The 15,591-nt window shown below is 64.6% G+C and carries 13 protein-coding genes; 9 read left to right on the top strand and 4 right to left on the bottom strand.

The window, feature by feature from the left end; translation table 11 throughout:
* The first annotated feature begins 34 nt into the window (after positions 1-34).
* The 4 genes from tsaE to KIT10_07475 all read left to right on the top strand — a co-directional run bounded on the left by tsaE (position 35) and on the right by KIT10_07475 (position 2,904).
* The gene (gene tsaE / locus KIT10_07490) at positions 35-460 is read left to right on the top strand and encodes a tRNA (adenosine(37)-N6)-threonylcarbamoyltransferase complex ATPase subunit type 1 TsaE (protein ID MCW5899099.1); all 426 of its coding nucleotides are present in this window, start codon (positions 35-37) and stop codon (positions 458-460) included.
* Positions 461-561: 101 nt separating this feature from the next.
* Positions 562-1,782, top strand: a complete 1,221-nt coding sequence (locus KIT10_07485; protein MCW5899098.1) for an alanine dehydrogenase — start codon at positions 562-564, stop codon at positions 1,780-1,782.
* A gap of 155 nt (positions 1,783-1,937) precedes the next feature.
* Positions 1,938-2,426: a four helix bundle protein gene (locus KIT10_07480; GenBank protein ID MCW5899097.1), complete on the top strand. Its 489-nt coding sequence runs from the start codon at positions 1,938-1,940 to the stop codon at positions 2,424-2,426.
* A gap of 85 nt (positions 2,427-2,511) precedes the next feature.
* A complete protein-coding gene (locus tag KIT10_07475; protein MCW5899096.1) occupies positions 2,512-2,904 on the top strand; it encodes a hypothetical protein in 393 nt (130 codons plus the stop codon).
* On the opposite strand, the gene KIT10_07470 is transcribed toward KIT10_07475, so the two are convergent.
* The 3 genes from KIT10_07470 to KIT10_07460 are packed head-to-tail and all read right to left on the bottom strand — an operon-like array spanning position 2,901 to position 6,667.
* Positions 2,901-4,685, bottom strand: coding sequence for a cyanophycinase (locus KIT10_07470; GenBank protein ID MCW5899095.1), 1,785 nt, complete (start codon positions 4,683-4,685; stop codon positions 2,901-2,903). The two genes, KIT10_07475 and KIT10_07470, sit on opposite strands and share 4 nt — an antisense overlap.
* A 51-nt stretch (positions 4,686-4,736) precedes the next feature.
* A complete protein-coding gene (locus KIT10_07465; GenBank protein MCW5899094.1) occupies positions 4,737-5,135 on the bottom strand; it encodes a hypothetical protein in 399 nt (132 codons plus the stop codon).
* 29 nt (positions 5,136-5,164) lie between these two features.
* The gene (locus tag KIT10_07460) at positions 5,165-6,667 is read right to left on the bottom strand and encodes a potassium/proton antiporter (protein ID MCW5899093.1); all 1,503 of its coding nucleotides are present in this window, start codon (positions 6,665-6,667) and stop codon (positions 5,165-5,167) included.
* A gap of 169 nt (positions 6,668-6,836) precedes the next feature.
* On the opposite strand from KIT10_07460, the gene KIT10_07455 reads away from it, so the two are divergent.
* Both KIT10_07455 and KIT10_07450 read left to right on the top strand, forming a co-directional pair.
* Entirely contained in the window at positions 6,837-8,501 is a 1,665-nt protein-coding gene (locus KIT10_07455; GenBank protein ID MCW5899092.1) for a cation:proton antiporter, read from the top strand.
* A gap of 3 nt (positions 8,502-8,504) precedes the next feature.
* Positions 8,505-9,182: a DNA alkylation repair protein gene (locus KIT10_07450; GenBank protein MCW5899091.1), complete on the top strand. Its 678-nt coding sequence runs from the start codon at positions 8,505-8,507 to the stop codon at positions 9,180-9,182.
* 16 nt (positions 9,183-9,198) lie between these two features.
* Here KIT10_07450 and KIT10_07445 read toward each other — a convergent pair whose 3' ends face one another.
* Positions 9,199-11,037, bottom strand: a complete 1,839-nt coding sequence (locus KIT10_07445; GenBank protein ID MCW5899090.1) for a DEAD/DEAH box helicase — start codon at positions 11,035-11,037, stop codon at positions 9,199-9,201.
* A 153-nt stretch (positions 11,038-11,190) separates the two neighbouring features.
* On the opposite strand from KIT10_07445, the gene KIT10_07440 reads away from it, so the two are divergent.
* Genes KIT10_07440 through KIT10_07430 form a run of 3 tightly spaced genes read left to right on the top strand, consistent with a single transcriptional unit; the run spans position 11,191 to position 15,581 of the window.
* A complete protein-coding gene (locus KIT10_07440) occupies positions 11,191-11,436 on the top strand; it encodes a hypothetical protein (protein MCW5899089.1) in 246 nt (81 codons plus the stop codon).
* Between the two features lie 42 nt (positions 11,437-11,478).
* The gene (locus KIT10_07435) at positions 11,479-14,274 is read left to right on the top strand and encodes a hypothetical protein (GenBank protein MCW5899088.1); all 2,796 of its coding nucleotides are present in this window, start codon (positions 11,479-11,481) and stop codon (positions 14,272-14,274) included.
* The gene (locus tag KIT10_07430; GenBank protein MCW5899087.1) at positions 14,271-15,581 is read left to right on the top strand and encodes a glycosyltransferase family 4 protein; all 1,311 of its coding nucleotides are present in this window, start codon (positions 14,271-14,273) and stop codon (positions 15,579-15,581) included. The genes KIT10_07435 and KIT10_07430 overlap by 4 nt, the downstream gene beginning before the upstream one ends.
* Positions 15,582-15,591 lie beyond the last annotated feature (10 nt).

The raw sequence follows: 15,591 nt of genomic DNA, 5'->3' as shown, positions 1-15,591 counted from the left end.
GAAATTTAAGGTTGGTGGCCGACCTTCGTTGGCCATGGTGGCTTCCTTCACACTGGATCGCGCAGGGGATGCCCGGGTCGTTGCGGAACGGATCCTGGCGGAATTCCCCCATGCCCGCGTCCTTGCCTTCCACGGCGATCTGGGTGCGGGCAAGACCACACTGATCAAGGGTTTTTGCGCGGCGTTGGGCGTGGCCGATGATACCAGCAGCCCCAGCTTCTCCCTGGTGAACGAGTACCGCGCGGCCGACGGCACACCCGTTTACCACTTCGACCTCTTTCGCCTGAAGTCCCCGGCCGAGTTGGAGGCCATCGGCTTCGTCGAGTACGTGGACAGCGGTGCCTGGTGCTTCATTGAATGGCCGGATCTGGCCCTGGACCTGTTGCCGCCGGGGGTGATGCACCTGACGCTGGAAGCGAAACCGGACCAGGCCAGGAGCATCACGGTCGCCGGTGCTTGAAGGGGGGGGCCATCGAGGGCATCCCTTCGGTCAACATCCGACCACCAGCTGCCGTCCAAGCTCCAACTCCCGGAAGTACCTTCGCCATCCACTACCACCCCATGAGTCCAAGCTCGGAACTGCTCAAGCAACTGGCCCGTGAATCGGCCATGATGCCGCAGGAGCAGGTGATGGCGGTGGGCCTGCGGAAGAAGAGCCTCTTCATCGGCATCCCCAAGGAGATCACCTTCCAGGAGCACCGCGTGCCGCTGACACCCGCCGCGGTGGCCGTGCTCACCGGCCGCGACCACCAGGTGGTGATCCAGCGTGGCGCCGGTGAACCCGCCCAGTTCCAGGACAACGACTACAGCGAGGCGGGCGCGCTGGTGGTGGACAGCCCCGAGGAGGTCTACAAGGCCGACCTGATCCTGAAGGTGGCGCCACCCAACCACAACGAGATCGAACTGCTGCGCCACAAGCAGACGCTCATCTCCGCCCTGCAACTCACCGTGCAGCCCAAGGACACCCTGAAGCGCATGATGGAGAAGCGCATGACCGCCGTGGCCTGGGACTTCATCAAGGACCGCGAGGGCATCTATCCGATCATCCGGGCCATGGGCGAGATCGCCGGCAACACCAGCATCCAGATCGCCAGCGAATACCTCAGCGCCGACAAGGGCGGGCAGGGCCTCATGTTGGGTGGGATCAGTGGGGTGGCGCCCGCCGAAGTGGTCGTCATCGGCGCCGGCACCGTGGGCGAGTTCGCCACGCGCGCCGCATTGGGCCTGGGCGCCAGCGTGAAGGTCTTCGACAAGAGCATCTACCGCCTGCGCCGCCTGCAGACCGACCTGGGCCAGCGCGTGTGGACCTCTGTGGCCCAGCCCAGCGAATTGAAGAAGGCGCTGAAACATGCCGACGTGGCCATCGGCGCCCTGCGCCCGGAACAGGGCCGCACGCCCATGGTGGTGACCGAGGACATGGTGAAGGAGATGAAGAACGGCAGCGTGATCGTGGACGTGAGCATCGACCGCGGTGGTTGCTTCGAGACCAGCGAAGTGACCACACACACCGATCCGGTCTTCAAGAAGTATGGTGTGATCCACTATGGTGTGCCCAACATCGCCAGCCGCGTGCCCCGCACCGCCAGCACCGCGCTCAGCAACATCTTCGGCCCCATGCTGCTGAACATGGGCGATGTGGGCGGCTTCGAAGATCTGATCAAGACCAACCTCGGCGTGCGCCACGGCGTGTACCTCTACAACGGCAACCTCACCAGCCGCATCCTGGCCGAGGCCTTCAAGCTGCCGCACAAGGATCTGGACATCCTGCTGGCGGCCTTCTGAATAGCATATGCCCATGTGGTCATGTGCCGCCAACGCGCGGATCCCATGCACCATGTGCCCATGGGACAGGATCCTTGTTTCGATCAGGGACATACATGTGCATATGTTCTCCAGCACCTACCGCATGCGATATCTTTCCTTCAAACCCGATCGCCATGGTAAAAGAGACCTTCAATGCGGATGAGTGGTTGGCCTCATTCTGGAATGAGCAGCTGGCCGAACCACAACTGGGTCAGGGTGCCTCTTATCGGAGAAAGAACCCGGTGGTGGATGAGACCTTTGGACTGGCCAGTCATGTGATGGACTACTGTGAGTCCTTGGTCCGCATCAATCCGGTGTTCGCGGACCAGATCCTGCGGAGCGGCACTTCCGTGGGGTCACATGTACGGGAAGCGCAGGGTGCCCAAAGCTTGCGTGCATTCCTCAACAAAATGAAGGTGGCCCACCAGGAGTTGGAGGAGACCGATTTTCGTTTGGATCTCTGCCACATCAAGGCCCACTATCCACATGATCCGGACCTTGTACGCCGCACCAAGGTCTTGTTCCCGCTATTCCACAGCATCTTGAAGACCACCACTGAAAGACTGGCCCGAGAGCTGTCCGAGAAACGGAATGCTCGCAAAAGCGGGACTGAAAAGCCATGACCACGCAGGAATCGCCGACTACGGCTTGCGAACACGCACTTTTGCAGTGCGACATGCGCACATGACCGCATGCCCGCATGGGCACATGAGTTCCATGGACTTCCGCCGCCGCCTCCTCCGTTACCTCATCGGTGTGGCCATCGGCCTGGGCCTTTCGATCCTCTTTCTGGGCGACCGATTGGGCAACATGGCCTGGACGCCTCAGGCCCGCATCAAGCAGCGTTTGACGGCCACGCTCGTGCGTGCCACGCCCCAGGCGGAGGAAGCGATGCGCGCTCGATCGATCACTTTGGAAGAGGTGCGGGCCTCGATCCCGGAGTCACGTGTGCACCTGCGCGCCACTCGGCGCACGGCGGACAGCATCTGGTACACCCTCCGCGCTGAACCCGACGGCGTACCGGCCCTGCTGGTGATCGCCGGCATGCGCGATGCGGACGTGGACAGCACGGCCACCTTGTGGTCGCTGGCCGGGCCTTAGGGAAGCTGCGCGTGGCGGATGGCCGTGGGCACGCTGCCGCCGATGTTGCTGAGGATGGGGTCGCGGTCGTTGCCGATGCCTGTATAGCTGGCCACGCCGTCCAGGTCCACATCCGCGGGCAGGTAGCCGGAGACCGTGTTGGTTGGCACCGGTCCACCAATGGTCGACAGGATCGGGTCGCGGTCGTTGCCCCCGCCGGTGTATTGAAGTTTGCCATCGAAGTTCACATCGCCGCACCAGAGCAACATCACGCCGCCGGTCTCGCGCATAGCCTCCGTTCCATAGGTGTTCGTGATCGGTTGGGTGAGGTCCACCACGGCGGTGACCGCGCCCAGCGTCAGTGGGGCCGCGGTCATCACCCCAAGATGGTTGCGGTGGCGAAGGGCCACATGGTACTCGCCCACCGGCACATCCAACATCAGGGGCGTGTTCCCTTCCGCGTCCACCACGTCGCCATCGCGCTGCACCAACGCACCGATCGTGTGGACCACCGTGGCCGGCACATCCGGGTCGCGCAATTCCACCACCACCCAGTCCACGATCGCGTCATCACCTGTTGCACCGAGCAGGGCGGCGTCCAGCGTTTCGCCACCACCGCCCACATGCGTGAACCCGAGCGCGGTATAGGGCTCCTCTTCCGGTATCAGGCCCGCCACACGCAGGTCGTCGCGCATCCTTCCGGTGCCCGGATCGTAGGGGCCTTGCAGCATGGCCTTGAGCGCCAGGCCTGGCATAGGCACCGCGGCGCATTCGGGCGCTTGTGTGCCGGCCAACTCGCTGAAGACACCATTGATGGCACGGAAGTGTCGCCAGGTGCCACCGCTGCCCGTTCGCCAGTCGTTCAGGTCGAAGGTGTTGCTTCCGTCCATGGTGCCCGGCACCTTGTACACCTTCACCCCCTGGCCACCGCGGTCCCAGGTCAGCGGCGTACCGGAGGCGATCGTTTCCGGCCCGTCCGGCTCCTCGCAATTGATCTGGAGGAAGTACGCGAAGTCCTGATAGGTGGGGAACTCCCCGAAGACCCGTCCCACACCATCGGGCGAAACGCACACCGCCGTGTATTCGTCGCAGGCGATGCCCTTTGCATCGATGCCGTGGTCGGCGAACATGCGCGCCAGGAACACCATGTGCCGCCCGCGTCGGTCCGGGTTGTCGTAGTGTGTGTCGGTCACCACTTCGGACATGAACGGCACTTCCAGGAAAGGCGCGATGTCCACCGTCACCCAAGGGTGGTACGGGTTGGTCAACGCGGTGGCGCTGGTGACCGAACCGGCCTGTGCGGTGTAGTAGCCGCCACCCAGGATGGCCATGCCCGCGCTGGTGCCACCTACGACGATGTTCCGCTGGGCGATCGCTTCATTGATCAGCGTGGCGATGGGCGTGTCGCGCCAGTAGTTCACGTAGTTCCACTGGTTGCCGCCGGCGAACCAGATCGCCTCTGCCTCCTGGATGCGTTGGTGGATGTACGCCTCGCTGGAGGCGCTGGCGTTGTTGAACACGATGGTCTCCACCCGGTTGATGGTGACGCCCAGTTCGCTGTAGAAATAACTGTTGTACCCGTTTCCACCGCTGGCTCGCAGCACCAGCACATCACCCCCGTTGGCGCGTTGCAGGAACCATTTCATGGCCTCGTCATTCTCCGTGGCGCCGCCCATCAGGCATACGCCGCCGAGCGCCTGTACGCCGATGCTGTTCGGGTTTCCCAAGGGATAACTGAAGTAGCTCTGTGCCGGGGAGTTCAGCACCAGCGAAAGCAGGAGTATCGAGAGCGTGATCCTCATGCCCACGAAGATGGGCAGGGATCACCCACGGACCAAGCCCATGCGGATCCCTTAACGCAGGACCTCCCCACCCTCGTAGGCCTGACGCACTTCATCATTCAACAGCACCACCAGTGTGAAGATGCCCAGAGCCGTGCCGAAGGGGAAGCTCAGCAGGCAGAGCGCGGCGACCACGATGGAGGCCGTGCGGTTGCGGCGCCTGGCGATCCAGCGGCCGCTGAGCACGATGAAGAGCCCCCAAAGCAGGATGATGATGAAGAGCGCCATGCCGAAGGCCCCCAGGAAGGCACCGAGCCATTCCGGCGGGGGTTCCTCGGCGTTCTGGGCCACCACGTCGCTGGCCAGAAAGGCGCCCAGCCCCACGAGGGAGAGCATGGCCACACCCATGACGCACACGAGCGCGCCGTACACATAATGCAGGATGGAAAGGACCTTCAGATTGTTCACCATGGCGACAGGGTTTGCGAGCCGAAAAGTAATCAGCCCGTTACAGGCCGCACCATGGGGGCCACCTGCATCACCGTAAAGCCCCAGCGGCGGGCCAATTCATCCAGTTCGCGCGGCTTGCTGGTGATCACCGTCAGGCGGTCGCCGCCCTGGACCTTCGTATTTCCCGAAGGGAAGATGTGCACCCCGCTCCGATCGATGCGGGTGACCAGGCTGCCGAGCGGGAAGTGCAGGTCCACCATCTGGCGGCCATCGCCAGTGCAGCCCGCAGGGATCAGCAATTGGCGCAATTCGCCGCGCAACTCGGGGCTGATCTCCAGGTCATAGGGCGAAAGTCTTCGCGCGGATTCCGGCCGCTCCAGCCCCAGCCAGCGTGCCACCAAGGGAAGAGTGGTGCCCTGCAGCAGCACGGAGGTGAGCACGATGAAGAAGACGATGTTGAAGATGAGCCCCGCATGTTCCACACCGGCCATGAGCGGATAGGTGGCGAATACGATGGGCACCGCACCGCGCAGACCAACCCAGGAGATCAGTACCCGCTTGGCGAACATCATGCGGAAAGGCAGCAGCGCGATGAGCACCGCCAAAGGCCGCGCGATGAAGATGAGCACGAGTGAGATGATCAGCCCGGCACCCATCACCGGCACGATCTCGCGCGGGTTCACCAGCAGGCCCAGTGTAAGGAACATCACGATCTGCATCAGCCAGGCCTGGCCGTCATAGAAACGGATCAGGCTGCGCTTGTGGATGAAGTCGTCGTTGCCCAGCACCACGCCGGCCAGGTACACCGCCAGGAAACCGTTGCCGCCCACGGCGTCGGTGGCGGCGAAGGTGAGCATCACCAGGGCCAGCATCAGCACGGGGTAGAGGCCCTCGAAATCGAGGTGGATGCGGTTCAGCACGCGCGTCATCAGCATGCCCATGCCCCAGCCCATCAAGGCGCCGATGCCCATCTGCAGGAAGAACATCGGCACCAGCGTCCAGGGCGAAGCTTCCGGCGCGATCACCAGTTGCAGCATGGCCGTGGTAAGGAAGAAGGCCATCGGGTCGTTGCTGCCGCTCTCCAACTCCAGCGTCTGGCGCAGGTTGCCCTTCAGGCCCATGCCCTTGCTGCGCAGGATGGTGAACACCGCGGCGGCGTCCGTGCTGGAGATAACCGCGCCCAGCAGCAGCCCCTCGCGCCAGCCCAGCGAGGTGAACAGGGGCACGCTGAGACCCACTATGACCGCGGTGAGCAGCACGCCCACGGTGCTCAGCGACAGGCCCCGCCAGAACACGGGACGCACGCTCTCCAGGCGTGAATCCATGCCGCCACTGAAGAGGATGAACACCAGCGCCACGATGCCCAGGAACTGCGCGATGCCAGCGTCCTGCAGGTCGATGATCCCGAGCCCATCGGTGCCGGCCACCATGCCCACGCCCATGAAGAGCAGCAGCGAGGGCACTCCCAGGCGGCCGCTGGTCTTGCTGGCCAGGATACTCACCAGCAACAACAGTGCTCCCACGAGCAGGATCTGTTCAACGCTGATGGACATGGGCGCGAAGGTACCGGAGTGATGTGTGCGAGGGTGGGGAAGGGCGACAGCAGTGCGTGTGGGCCGATCTCTCAGGCCCTTGCACCCTTTTGCGCTCGCAGTGGGTTCCACCAAGCCTGCCCTGTCATCACCACGTTCCACCAACCCGCCATCCCCTTACTTTGGGTCCATGCCCTTGTTGGACGAGATCGCCGCGCACCCCTTCCACGAGTTCGCCATCATTCTGCTGCTCGCCGCGCTGCTGGGCGGGCTGGGCCAGCTGCTGCGGCAGCCCCTGATCGTCATGTTCATCGCGCTGGGCATCCTCGTGGGCCCCTCCATGCTCGATGTGGTCAAGAGCAAGGAGAACATCGAGTTGCTGGCGGAGATCGGCATCGCGGTGCTGCTCTTCATCGTGGGCCTGAAGCTGGACCTGCGCCTGATCAAGAGCACGGGGAAGATCGCCCTGTTGACCGGCCTGGGGCAGGTGCTCTTCACCGCCGGCATCGGCTACCTCATCGGCCTGGCGCTGGGCTTCTCCCAGTTGCACAGCTTCTACATCGCCGTGGCGCTCACCTTCAGCAGCACCATCATCATCGTCAAGCTCCTCACCGACAAGAAGGAGATCGACGCGCTGCACGGCCAGATCGCCATCGGCTTCCTCATCGTGCAGGACATCGTGGTGATCCTGGTGATGATCGTGCTCTCGGCCCTGGCACGCGACGGCGGCGGCGATGTGTGGGGCGATATCGCGGCCACGCTCGGCGCCAGTGCGATGCTGGTGGCGGCCACCTTCGTTTTCATGCGCTTCGTGATCCCCCGCGTGAGTTTCTTCCTGGCCCGCTCGCAGGAGCTTCTGGCGCTTTTCGCCGTGGCCTGGGCCGTGGGCCTGGCCTCGCTCAGCCAGCTGATCGGCTTCAGCGGCGAGGTCGGCGCCTTCCTCGCAGGGGTCAGTCTCGCGTCATCGCCCTTCCGCGATGCCATCGGCGGCCGCCTCATCAGCCTGCGCGATTTCCTGCTGCTCTTCTTCTTCGTGAACCTCGGGGTGCAGCTCGATCTCAACGTCATCGGTGCCATGGTGCCACAGGCGCTGGTGTTCTCCCTCTTCGTGCTCATCGGCAATCCGATCATCGTGCTGCTGATCATGGGCGCCATGGGCTACCGCAAACGCACGGGCTTCCTGGCCGGACTCACGGTGGCGCAGATCAGCGAGTTCTCGCTCATTTTCGCCGGTCTCGGTCTGCAGGTGGGCCACCTGGATGAAGAGACCGTGGGCCTCATCACCCTCGTGGGCCTGATCACCATCGGCCTGTCCACCTACATGATCCTCTATTCCGCCAAGCTCTACGAGTGGCTGGCGCCGATGTTGGGCGTCTTCGAGCGGAAGGACCCCTATCGGGAGAAGAAGGAACAACTCGCGGAGCAGCAGCGCTATGACCTCATCATCTTCGGCATGGGACGCTTCGGCGGCACCATCGCCCAATGCCTGCACGCCTATCCGGACATCACCTGGATGGGGATCGACTTCGACCCCCAGGTGGTGCGTCGCTGGCAGGAGGAGGGCCGCACCATCATGTACGGCGACATCGAGGATCCCGATCTGCTGGACCATGTGCCGTGGGCCAATGCCGGGGCCATCGTCAGCACCATACCGGTGGTGGAGCATTCGTTGCGGCTGTTGACGGACCTGGAACGGCATGGGTACAAGGGAGAGGTCTTCGTGGCGCAGATGAACGAGCGCGACGCGCCCTTCCTCGAAGCCTTTGATAGCGCGCACATCCTGCGGCCGCACGCCATGGCCGCCGAGAGCTTCCATGCCACCCTGGTGGAGACCTTGAAGCGCGACCGGAGTTGAGCCATGCCGGCCACCCCGCATCCCTGGCTGAAGCCCCTGGCGCCGCTGCTGGCAGGCCATGCGCGTGCGGACAACGCGGTGGCGATGCGCGCCTACATGAAGGACATCGCGCCCTTCTTCGGCATCAAGACGCCTGAGCGCCGGGCATTGCTCCAAGCGCACATCCATCGGTACGGGCCGCCGCCGATGGAGGAGCTTCCGGCCATCGCCCGTTCAGCATTCGCGCAGCGCGAGCGTGAATGGCATTACTGCGCCGTGGACCTGCTGGTGCGCCTGGCGAAGAAGCTCGGACCTGGGCACCTGCCGTTGTTGGAGGAGCTGATCACCACCAGGAGCTGGTGGGATACGGTGGACCTGCTGGCGAGCAAGGTAGTGGGCGTGGTGCTGAAGCGGCATCCGGATGCGATCGCCCCCTGGAACAAGCGCTGGATCGAGAGTCCGGACCTATGGCTGAACCGCGCGGCCATCCTGTTCCAGTTGAAGTGGAGGACGGAAACCGATCAGGCGGTGCTCTTCGCGAACATCCGGCGTCATGCGGCGCATCCGGACTTTTTCATCCGGAAGGCCATCGGCTGGGCGCTGCGCGAATACGGTGCTACCGATCCACAGGCGGTGAAGTCCTTGGTCAGGTCTGCGACCTTGTCGCCGCTCAGTGTGAAAGAGGCGTTGCGGAACTTGTGAGTACGGGAGGCCGCCCTTACTTCTTCGGGAACTTCCGCTTGGGCTCGTAGAAATCCTTCTTCTTCTCGTACCCACCCTTGTAGCCGCCACTTTGCGGGCGATCGCTCTTGTAGCCACCGCCTTTGTAGCCGCCGCTCTGGGGCGGGCCGCCACGGGATCCTCCGCCACCTTTGTAGCCGCCACCACCGCGTGGTCCATCAGGCCGGGGTCCGCCGCGTGGGCCACCCTGCCCGGGACCCTGCGCCTCGTCCACCCGCACCTTGCGGCCTTTGTAGTTGGCGCCCTGGAAGGCCCGGTGCACCTGCTCAAAGTAGTCCGGCTCGATGTCCACGAACGCGTAGACGTCCTTGATGAGCATGCGGCCGATGTGCTCGCCGCCGATGCCGCTGATGCCGCAGATGTAGCCCAGCATGCGGCCCTTGTCGAAGCCGTCCGCGGTGCCCAGGTTGATGAAGAGCTGGCGGCCGGTGCTGAAGCGCTCGCGGCTGCTGGGCCGCTCGGTGCGCACGGTGTGGTCCTTGCGGCTCATGTCCACGTTCACGTCGGGCAGGTCGCGGAACTGGGTGATGAGGCGGTTGAAGGCCACGCTCATGAAACGTTCGATCAATTCCTCTTTGCTGAAGGCGGCCAGTTCCGCGTGGGCCGTGGGCAGTATGGAGGCCAGCGCTTCGCGGTCAACCTCCACATTGAGCAGCTTGTGCATGTAGGCCACCACCTGCGCCTTGCCGATGTCGCCACCGCCTGGCACGCGCACGTACTTGAAGTGCGTTTTCAGCATGCGCTCCAGCTGGTGCACCTTGTTCACCTCGCGCACCCCGATGATGCTGAGGGAGATGCCGCTGCGACCGGCGCGCGCGGTGCGGCCGCTGCGGTGGGTGTAGCTCTCGGCCTCGCCGGGCAGGTCGAAGTGGATCACGTGCGTCACATCGCTCACGTCGATGCCGCGCGCGGCCACATCGGTGGCGATCAGCAGCTGCAGCGAACGGGCGCGGTACCGGCCCATCACATGGTCGCGCTGGGCCTGGCTCAGGTCGCCGTGGATGGCGTCGGCGTTGAAGCCGTCCTTGATCAGCGCGGTGGCCAGCTCCTGGGTCTCGTGCTTGGTGCGGCAGAAGACGATGGCGAAGAGCGCGGGGTCGGCGTCCACGAACCGCTTCAGTGCGGCGTAACGGTCGCGGGCATGCACCACGGCGTACTGGTGCTCGATGGCGCTGGCCGTGGTGTTGCGTTCGCCCACCTGCAACTCCTGGAACTCGCGCATGTAGCCCTTGGCGATGGCGCGCACCTCCCGGCCCATGGTGGCGCTGAAGAGCCAGGTGCGCTTCTCCGGCGGCGTGCTTCTCAGGATCTCCGTCAGGTCCTCCTGGAAGCCCATGTTGAGCATCTCGTCGGCCTCGTCGAGCACCACGGTATCCACGCCGGTGAGGTCCACGGCATCGCGGCCCAGCAGGTCCAGGAGGCGGCCCGGGGTGGCCACGATGATGTGTGTGCCCCGCGCGATGGCGCGGATCTGGTCGCGGATGCTGGCACCGCCATACACGGCTGTGACGCGCGTTCCTTTCAGGTGCTGGGCGAATTTCTCCAGGTCGCCGGCGATCTGCACGCACAGTTCGCGGGTGGGTGCGAGCACCAGGGCCTGCGTCCGGCGGTCCTGCGGGTCGACATACTCCAGCAGGGGCAGGCCAAAAGCCGCCGTTTTGCCCGTGCCGGTCTGGGCCAGGGCCACCACATCCTTCTCGCTGGTCAGCAACAGGGGAATGGCTTGTGCCTGCACCGGCGTGGGCTCGGTGAAACCGATGTCGTGGAGGGAACGGAGGAGTTCGGGCCGGAGGCCCAGCGCATCAAAGGACGCCATGGGAAGGGGAGGGGAATGGGCGCTTGGGAGCGCGTGTGGCTGTGGTCCGCCAATAGCGGACGCGGCGCGAAGGTACGGGAACCCAGTGGCCATCGGCCTCTTCCATCATCATCCCGCCTCCCATGTAGGCCCCGGCTATCTTTGGCCGCCAGCATGACCACCATCGAAGCGAGCCTCACCGGCACCCTGCGGATCATCGGTATCCTGTTGTTGATCTGGGTGGTGTTGCGCCTGCTGCGGAACAGGGTCGGAAGCGGCCGCAAGCGCGACCACCGCTGGTCGGAGCCTGATGGGCGGCCCAAGGGCGATGTGCGCATTGAACCCGTTCCAGGCCGCAAGGGGACCAACAGTGGTTCCGAAGGCCAGGTGAGCGATGCCGACTACGAGGAAGTGAAGTGATCGCGACCCAACGACTCCCGCCAGCGATACCGACCCCCACGCATGAAAGCCATCCCTTGGAAGAAGCTGCTGCCGGTGTTCGCCGCACTGGCCCTGTTCTACACGCTCAGCCTCCTGTACTTCAGCCCCATGCTGGAGGGCAAACAGTTGGTGCAGGGCGACCGCAAGCAATGGCAGGGCATGGCGCGCGAGATCGAGGAGCACCGCGAACTCACCGGCCGGGAGCCACTGTGGACCGGCAGCATGTTCGGCGGCATGCCCGCCTACCAGATCGCGGTGGACTGGGCACCCAGCGTGCTGCACGCCGCCGATCGCCTCTTCCACGGTTTTCTGCCGCGCCCGGCCAGCTTCCTCTTCCTCTACCTGCTGGGCATGTTCGTGCTGTTGTGGATCCTGCGTGTGGATCCCTGGCTTTGCATCGTGGGTGCGGTGGCCTTCGGTTTCTCGTCCTACTTCTTCATCATCCTGGAGGCCGGCCACAACAACAAGGCCCACGCGATCGGCTACATGCCCATGGTGCTCGGCGGCCTGTGGATGCTCTACCGCGGCCGCATGTGGTTCGGTGGCGCGCTGCTGGCGCTCTTCCTGGGGCTGGAGGTGGCCATGAACCATGTGCAGGTGACGTACTACCTGGGGCTGTTGCTGCTCTTCTTCGTGCTGGCCGAAGCGGTCCGCTTCATCCGCGAAGGGCGTGTGGCCGACTTCGCCCAGCGGTCGGGCATAGGCATCATCGCCGTGGGCATCGCGCTCGTACTCAACGCGGGCCTGCTCTACAGCACTTGGGAGTACGGCAAGTACACCACGCGCGGTGCCAGTGAACTCACCATCAAGGCCGATGGGTCGCCCGCCGATGACATCCGCACCAAGGGCCTGGATCGCGACTATGTGACCGATTGGAGCTACGGCGTGCAGGAAAGCTTCACGCTGCTCGTGCCCGATGCGAAGGGCGGCGCCACCAGCCTCATCGGCAACGACCCGGCATTGCTGTCGAAGAGCGATCCGCGCTTCCGCCAGAACGTGGCCCAGATGAACCGCTACTGGGGCGATCAGCGCTTCACCTCCGGTCCGGTCTATCTCGGCGCCATCGTGGTGTTGCTCATGCTGCTGATGCTTGCCCAGGCCGAGGCACGTGCCCGTTGGTGGGCCCTGGCCGCGGTACCCGTGCTGCTGGTCCTGCTTCGGATCGATATGCCGGCGCTGGCCTTCGCGCTGCTGATGGTCTACCTGCTGGCGGGCCTCGCGCTGTGGAAGGACACACTCGCATACGCGCTCTTCTCGGCGCTTGTCCTCACGCTGGTGCTTTCGTGGGGCCGCAACTACATGCCGCTCACCGACTTCTTCCTCGATCATGTGCCCGGTTACGACAAGTTCCGCGCGGTGACCATCATCCTGGTGATCGTGGAGCTCGCCGCGCCTTTGCTCGGCATCCTCTACTTGGATCGCTTGGTGAAGCAAGGTGGCCTGGACAAGACCGCCGAGCGGCGCTCGATCATCGTCATGGGCGGCCTGGTCGCCCTGCTGCTGGTGATGGCGGTGGCACCAGGTGCGTTCTTCGAGTTCCTCAGTACACAGGAGCGTGATGCTTTCGCCGAGCAGATGGACGCCAGCCCAGGCCAGGAGGCCATGTTCCTCTCCTTCATCGATGGTCTGAAGCAGGTGCGCATGGCCATCTTCACCTCCGATGTGTGGCGCAGCCTCGGCTTCGTGCTGGCGGCGGCCGTGCTGTTGCTGCTCTTCGGCCGCAAGGTCATCGGCGCACCGGTGTTGATCGGCGGCATCGGTACGCTGATGCTTGCGGACCTGTGGACGGTGGACAAGCGCTACGTCCACAACGAGAAGGCGCAGGGCCGCTATGAGAAGTGGGAGGACCGCTCCACCTACGACATCCCGCACAAGCCCAACGCCGCAGACCTCGCCATCCTGGAAGAGGGGTGGACACCAGCGGCCGAGGCGGCCTTCGCCGAAGCGTTGGAGCGCCTCAAGCAGCGAAAGGCCAGCGAGCATGGTCGCAACAAGATGGTGAGCAAGGAAGAAGATACGCAGCTGCGTTTCGCCATACTGCGCCGCCATGCCGACCACCGTGTCCTCACCCTGGCGAATCCTTTCAACGATGGGCGTGTGAGCTACTTCCACCGCAGTCTGGGCGGCTACCATGGGGCGAAGCTGAAGCGCTACCAGGAACTGATCGAGTTCCACCTGGGGCCGGCCATACAGCGTGTGGGCGGCCTGCTGCAAGCGGGCACCTCCCTGCCGGCGATGGACAGTCTGCTCGCGCAGGAGGGTGTGCTCAACATGCTCAATGCGGGGCATCTGATCTACAGTACCGAGCGCCCGCCCATCCGCAACCTGAATGCGCTGGGCCACGCCTGGTTCGTGCAGGAAGTGCGGTTCGCGAAGGATGCCGACGAGGAGATCACCCTGCTGGGCACGATCGATCCCGCGGTGACGGTGCTCGTGCATGAACGTGATCGGGAAGCGTTCGGTCCGCTGCCATCGACGGTGGATCCCGGTGCCACGGCCACACTGGACCGCTACGAGACCGATCGTCTGGCCTACACGGTGCGTTCCAACACCGGCGGTGCCGTGGTCTTCAGCGAGATGTGGTACGGCCCCGATTGGAAAGCCTACATCGATGGCCAACCTGCGGATCACCAGCGTGCGGACTACGTGCTGCGCGGCCTGGTGGTGCCGCCGGGCGAGCATGAAGTGGTCTTCAAGCTGGAATCGCGGGCCTACGCGCTGAGCGGTACCACCGCCATGGCCGGCGGGGCCCTGCTGTTGCTTTGGCTGGGACTCGCCGCCTGGGGACTCTGGCGCAGGCGCGATGCCGCGGCATGAAACGCGCGCTGATCATCACCTACTACTGGCCGCCCAGCGGAGGAGCGGGGGTGCAGCGTCCGCTGAAATTCGTGAAGTACCTCTCGCGCCACGGTGTGCGGCCCACGGTGCTCACCGTGGATCCGGAGCACGCGGCCTACCCGGTGCTGGACCCTTCGTTGAGCGCTGATGTGCCGGATGACATCGAAGTGGTGCGCACACGCTCCTTCGAGCCACTGCGCTTCCTGGCGCGTGTCTTCGGCGGTGAGGTGGTGCCCCGGGCGGGATTCGCCGGTGAGCCACCGCCCGGCCTCTTCAAGCGTGGCCTGCGCTGGTCGCGCGGCAATCTCTTCATCCCCGACGCACGGCGGGGCTGGGTGCGCCATGCCGTGCGCGCCGCCACCGATCTGTTGCGGCAAGGGCACTTCGACGCGGTCGTCATCTCGTCACCACCGCACAGTGCGCAATTGATCGGCCTGGCCTTGAAGAAGCGCTTCCCTCAGTTGCGCTGGATCGCCGATCTGCGCGATCCCTGGACGGACATGTGGTACACCCGCGAGCTTATGCAAGGCGCCTGGGCCGCTCGGCGCAATGCCGCCTGGGAAGAGCGCGTGGTGCGCACCGCCGATGTGCTGCTTACCACCGGGCCTTCGCTGAAGCGGACATTGACCGGACGATACGGCGCTGATGCGGGCGAACGGATCCATGTGGTCCCCAACGGGTACGACGCGGCCGATCTGCCCACCTCAGCGCCCGGTCCACCCGAGGGGGAATTCCGGATCACCTATGTGGGCTCCATGGCGGCGAGCTACGATCCAGCGGTCTTTTTCAGAGCCTTGGGCCGAGTGACACGTGAAAGCCCACAGGCACGTATCACCTTCCACGGCGTGGGCGCGATCGATCCGCTCATCCAGGCGATGGCCCGGGCGGCAGGGGTTAACTGTACCTGGTCTCCGCCGGTGGTCCACGCCGCCGCGCTGTCCGCCATGCATGCCGCGCACGTGCTCCTTCTGGTGCTGCCCGATGCGCCCGGTGTGGAACAGGTGCTGCCTGGCAAACTCTTCGAGTACCTGGCGTCGCGGAGGACCATCGTGGCCATCGGTCCTGTGGGGAGCGATGTGGACACCGTGATCCGGGAGTGCGACGCGGGCAGGATGTTCGATCGTACCATGGAGGACGAGCTGCACGCGCACCTTGCCGGAATGCTGCGACGGCATTTGGCGGGAGAGGACCTGCGCGTGCAAGGCGATGCGCACCGGCGCTACACGCGTGAGTCCCTGACCGCGCGCCTCGCGGCACTCATCGCCAACAGTGCTTCGGACACCTGAGTACCTTGCC

The sequence above is a fragment of the Flavobacteriales bacterium genome, assembly GCA_026129465.1.
Lineage (GTDB): Bacteria > Bacteroidota > Bacteroidia > Flavobacteriales_F > PHOS-HE28 > PHOS-HE28.
This window is presented reverse-complemented; position numbering and strand designations above follow the sequence as displayed.

Excerpts from the sequence above, each read along its gene's own strand:
- KIT10_07485 (MCW5899098.1), top strand. The coding sequence starts at position 562 with ATGAGTCCAAGCTCGGAACTGCTCAAGCAACTGGCCCGTGAATCGGCC.
- tsaE (MCW5899099.1), top strand. The coding sequence starts at position 35 with ATGGTGGCTTCCTTCACACTGGATCGCGCAGGGGATGCCCGGGTCGTT.
- KIT10_07455 (MCW5899092.1), top strand. The coding sequence starts at position 6,837 with ATGCCCTTGTTGGACGAGATCGCCGCGCACCCCTTCCACGAGTTCGCC.
- KIT10_07440 (MCW5899089.1), top strand. The coding sequence starts at position 11,191 with ATGACCACCATCGAAGCGAGCCTCACCGGCACCCTGCGGATCATCGGT.
- KIT10_07475 (MCW5899096.1), top strand. The coding sequence starts at position 2,512 with ATGAGTTCCATGGACTTCCGCCGCCGCCTCCTCCGTTACCTCATCGGT.
- KIT10_07460 (MCW5899093.1), bottom strand. The coding sequence starts at position 6,667 with ATGTCCATCAGCGTTGAACAGATCCTGCTCGTGGGAGCACTGTTGTTG.
- KIT10_07435 (MCW5899088.1), top strand. The coding sequence starts at position 11,479 with ATGAAAGCCATCCCTTGGAAGAAGCTGCTGCCGGTGTTCGCCGCACTG.
- KIT10_07430 (MCW5899087.1), top strand. The coding sequence starts at position 14,271 with ATGAAACGCGCGCTGATCATCACCTACTACTGGCCGCCCAGCGGAGGA.
- KIT10_07480 (MCW5899097.1), top strand. The coding sequence starts at position 1,938 with ATGGTAAAAGAGACCTTCAATGCGGATGAGTGGTTGGCCTCATTCTGG.
- KIT10_07450 (MCW5899091.1), top strand. The coding sequence starts at position 8,505 with ATGCCGGCCACCCCGCATCCCTGGCTGAAGCCCCTGGCGCCGCTGCTG.
- KIT10_07445 (MCW5899090.1), bottom strand. The coding sequence starts at position 11,037 with ATGGCGTCCTTTGATGCGCTGGGCCTCCGGCCCGAACTCCTCCGTTCC.
- KIT10_07470 (MCW5899095.1), bottom strand. The coding sequence starts at position 4,685 with ATGAGGATCACGCTCTCGATACTCCTGCTTTCGCTGGTGCTGAACTCC.
- KIT10_07465 (MCW5899094.1), bottom strand. The coding sequence starts at position 5,135 with ATGGTGAACAATCTGAAGGTCCTTTCCATCCTGCATTATGTGTACGGC.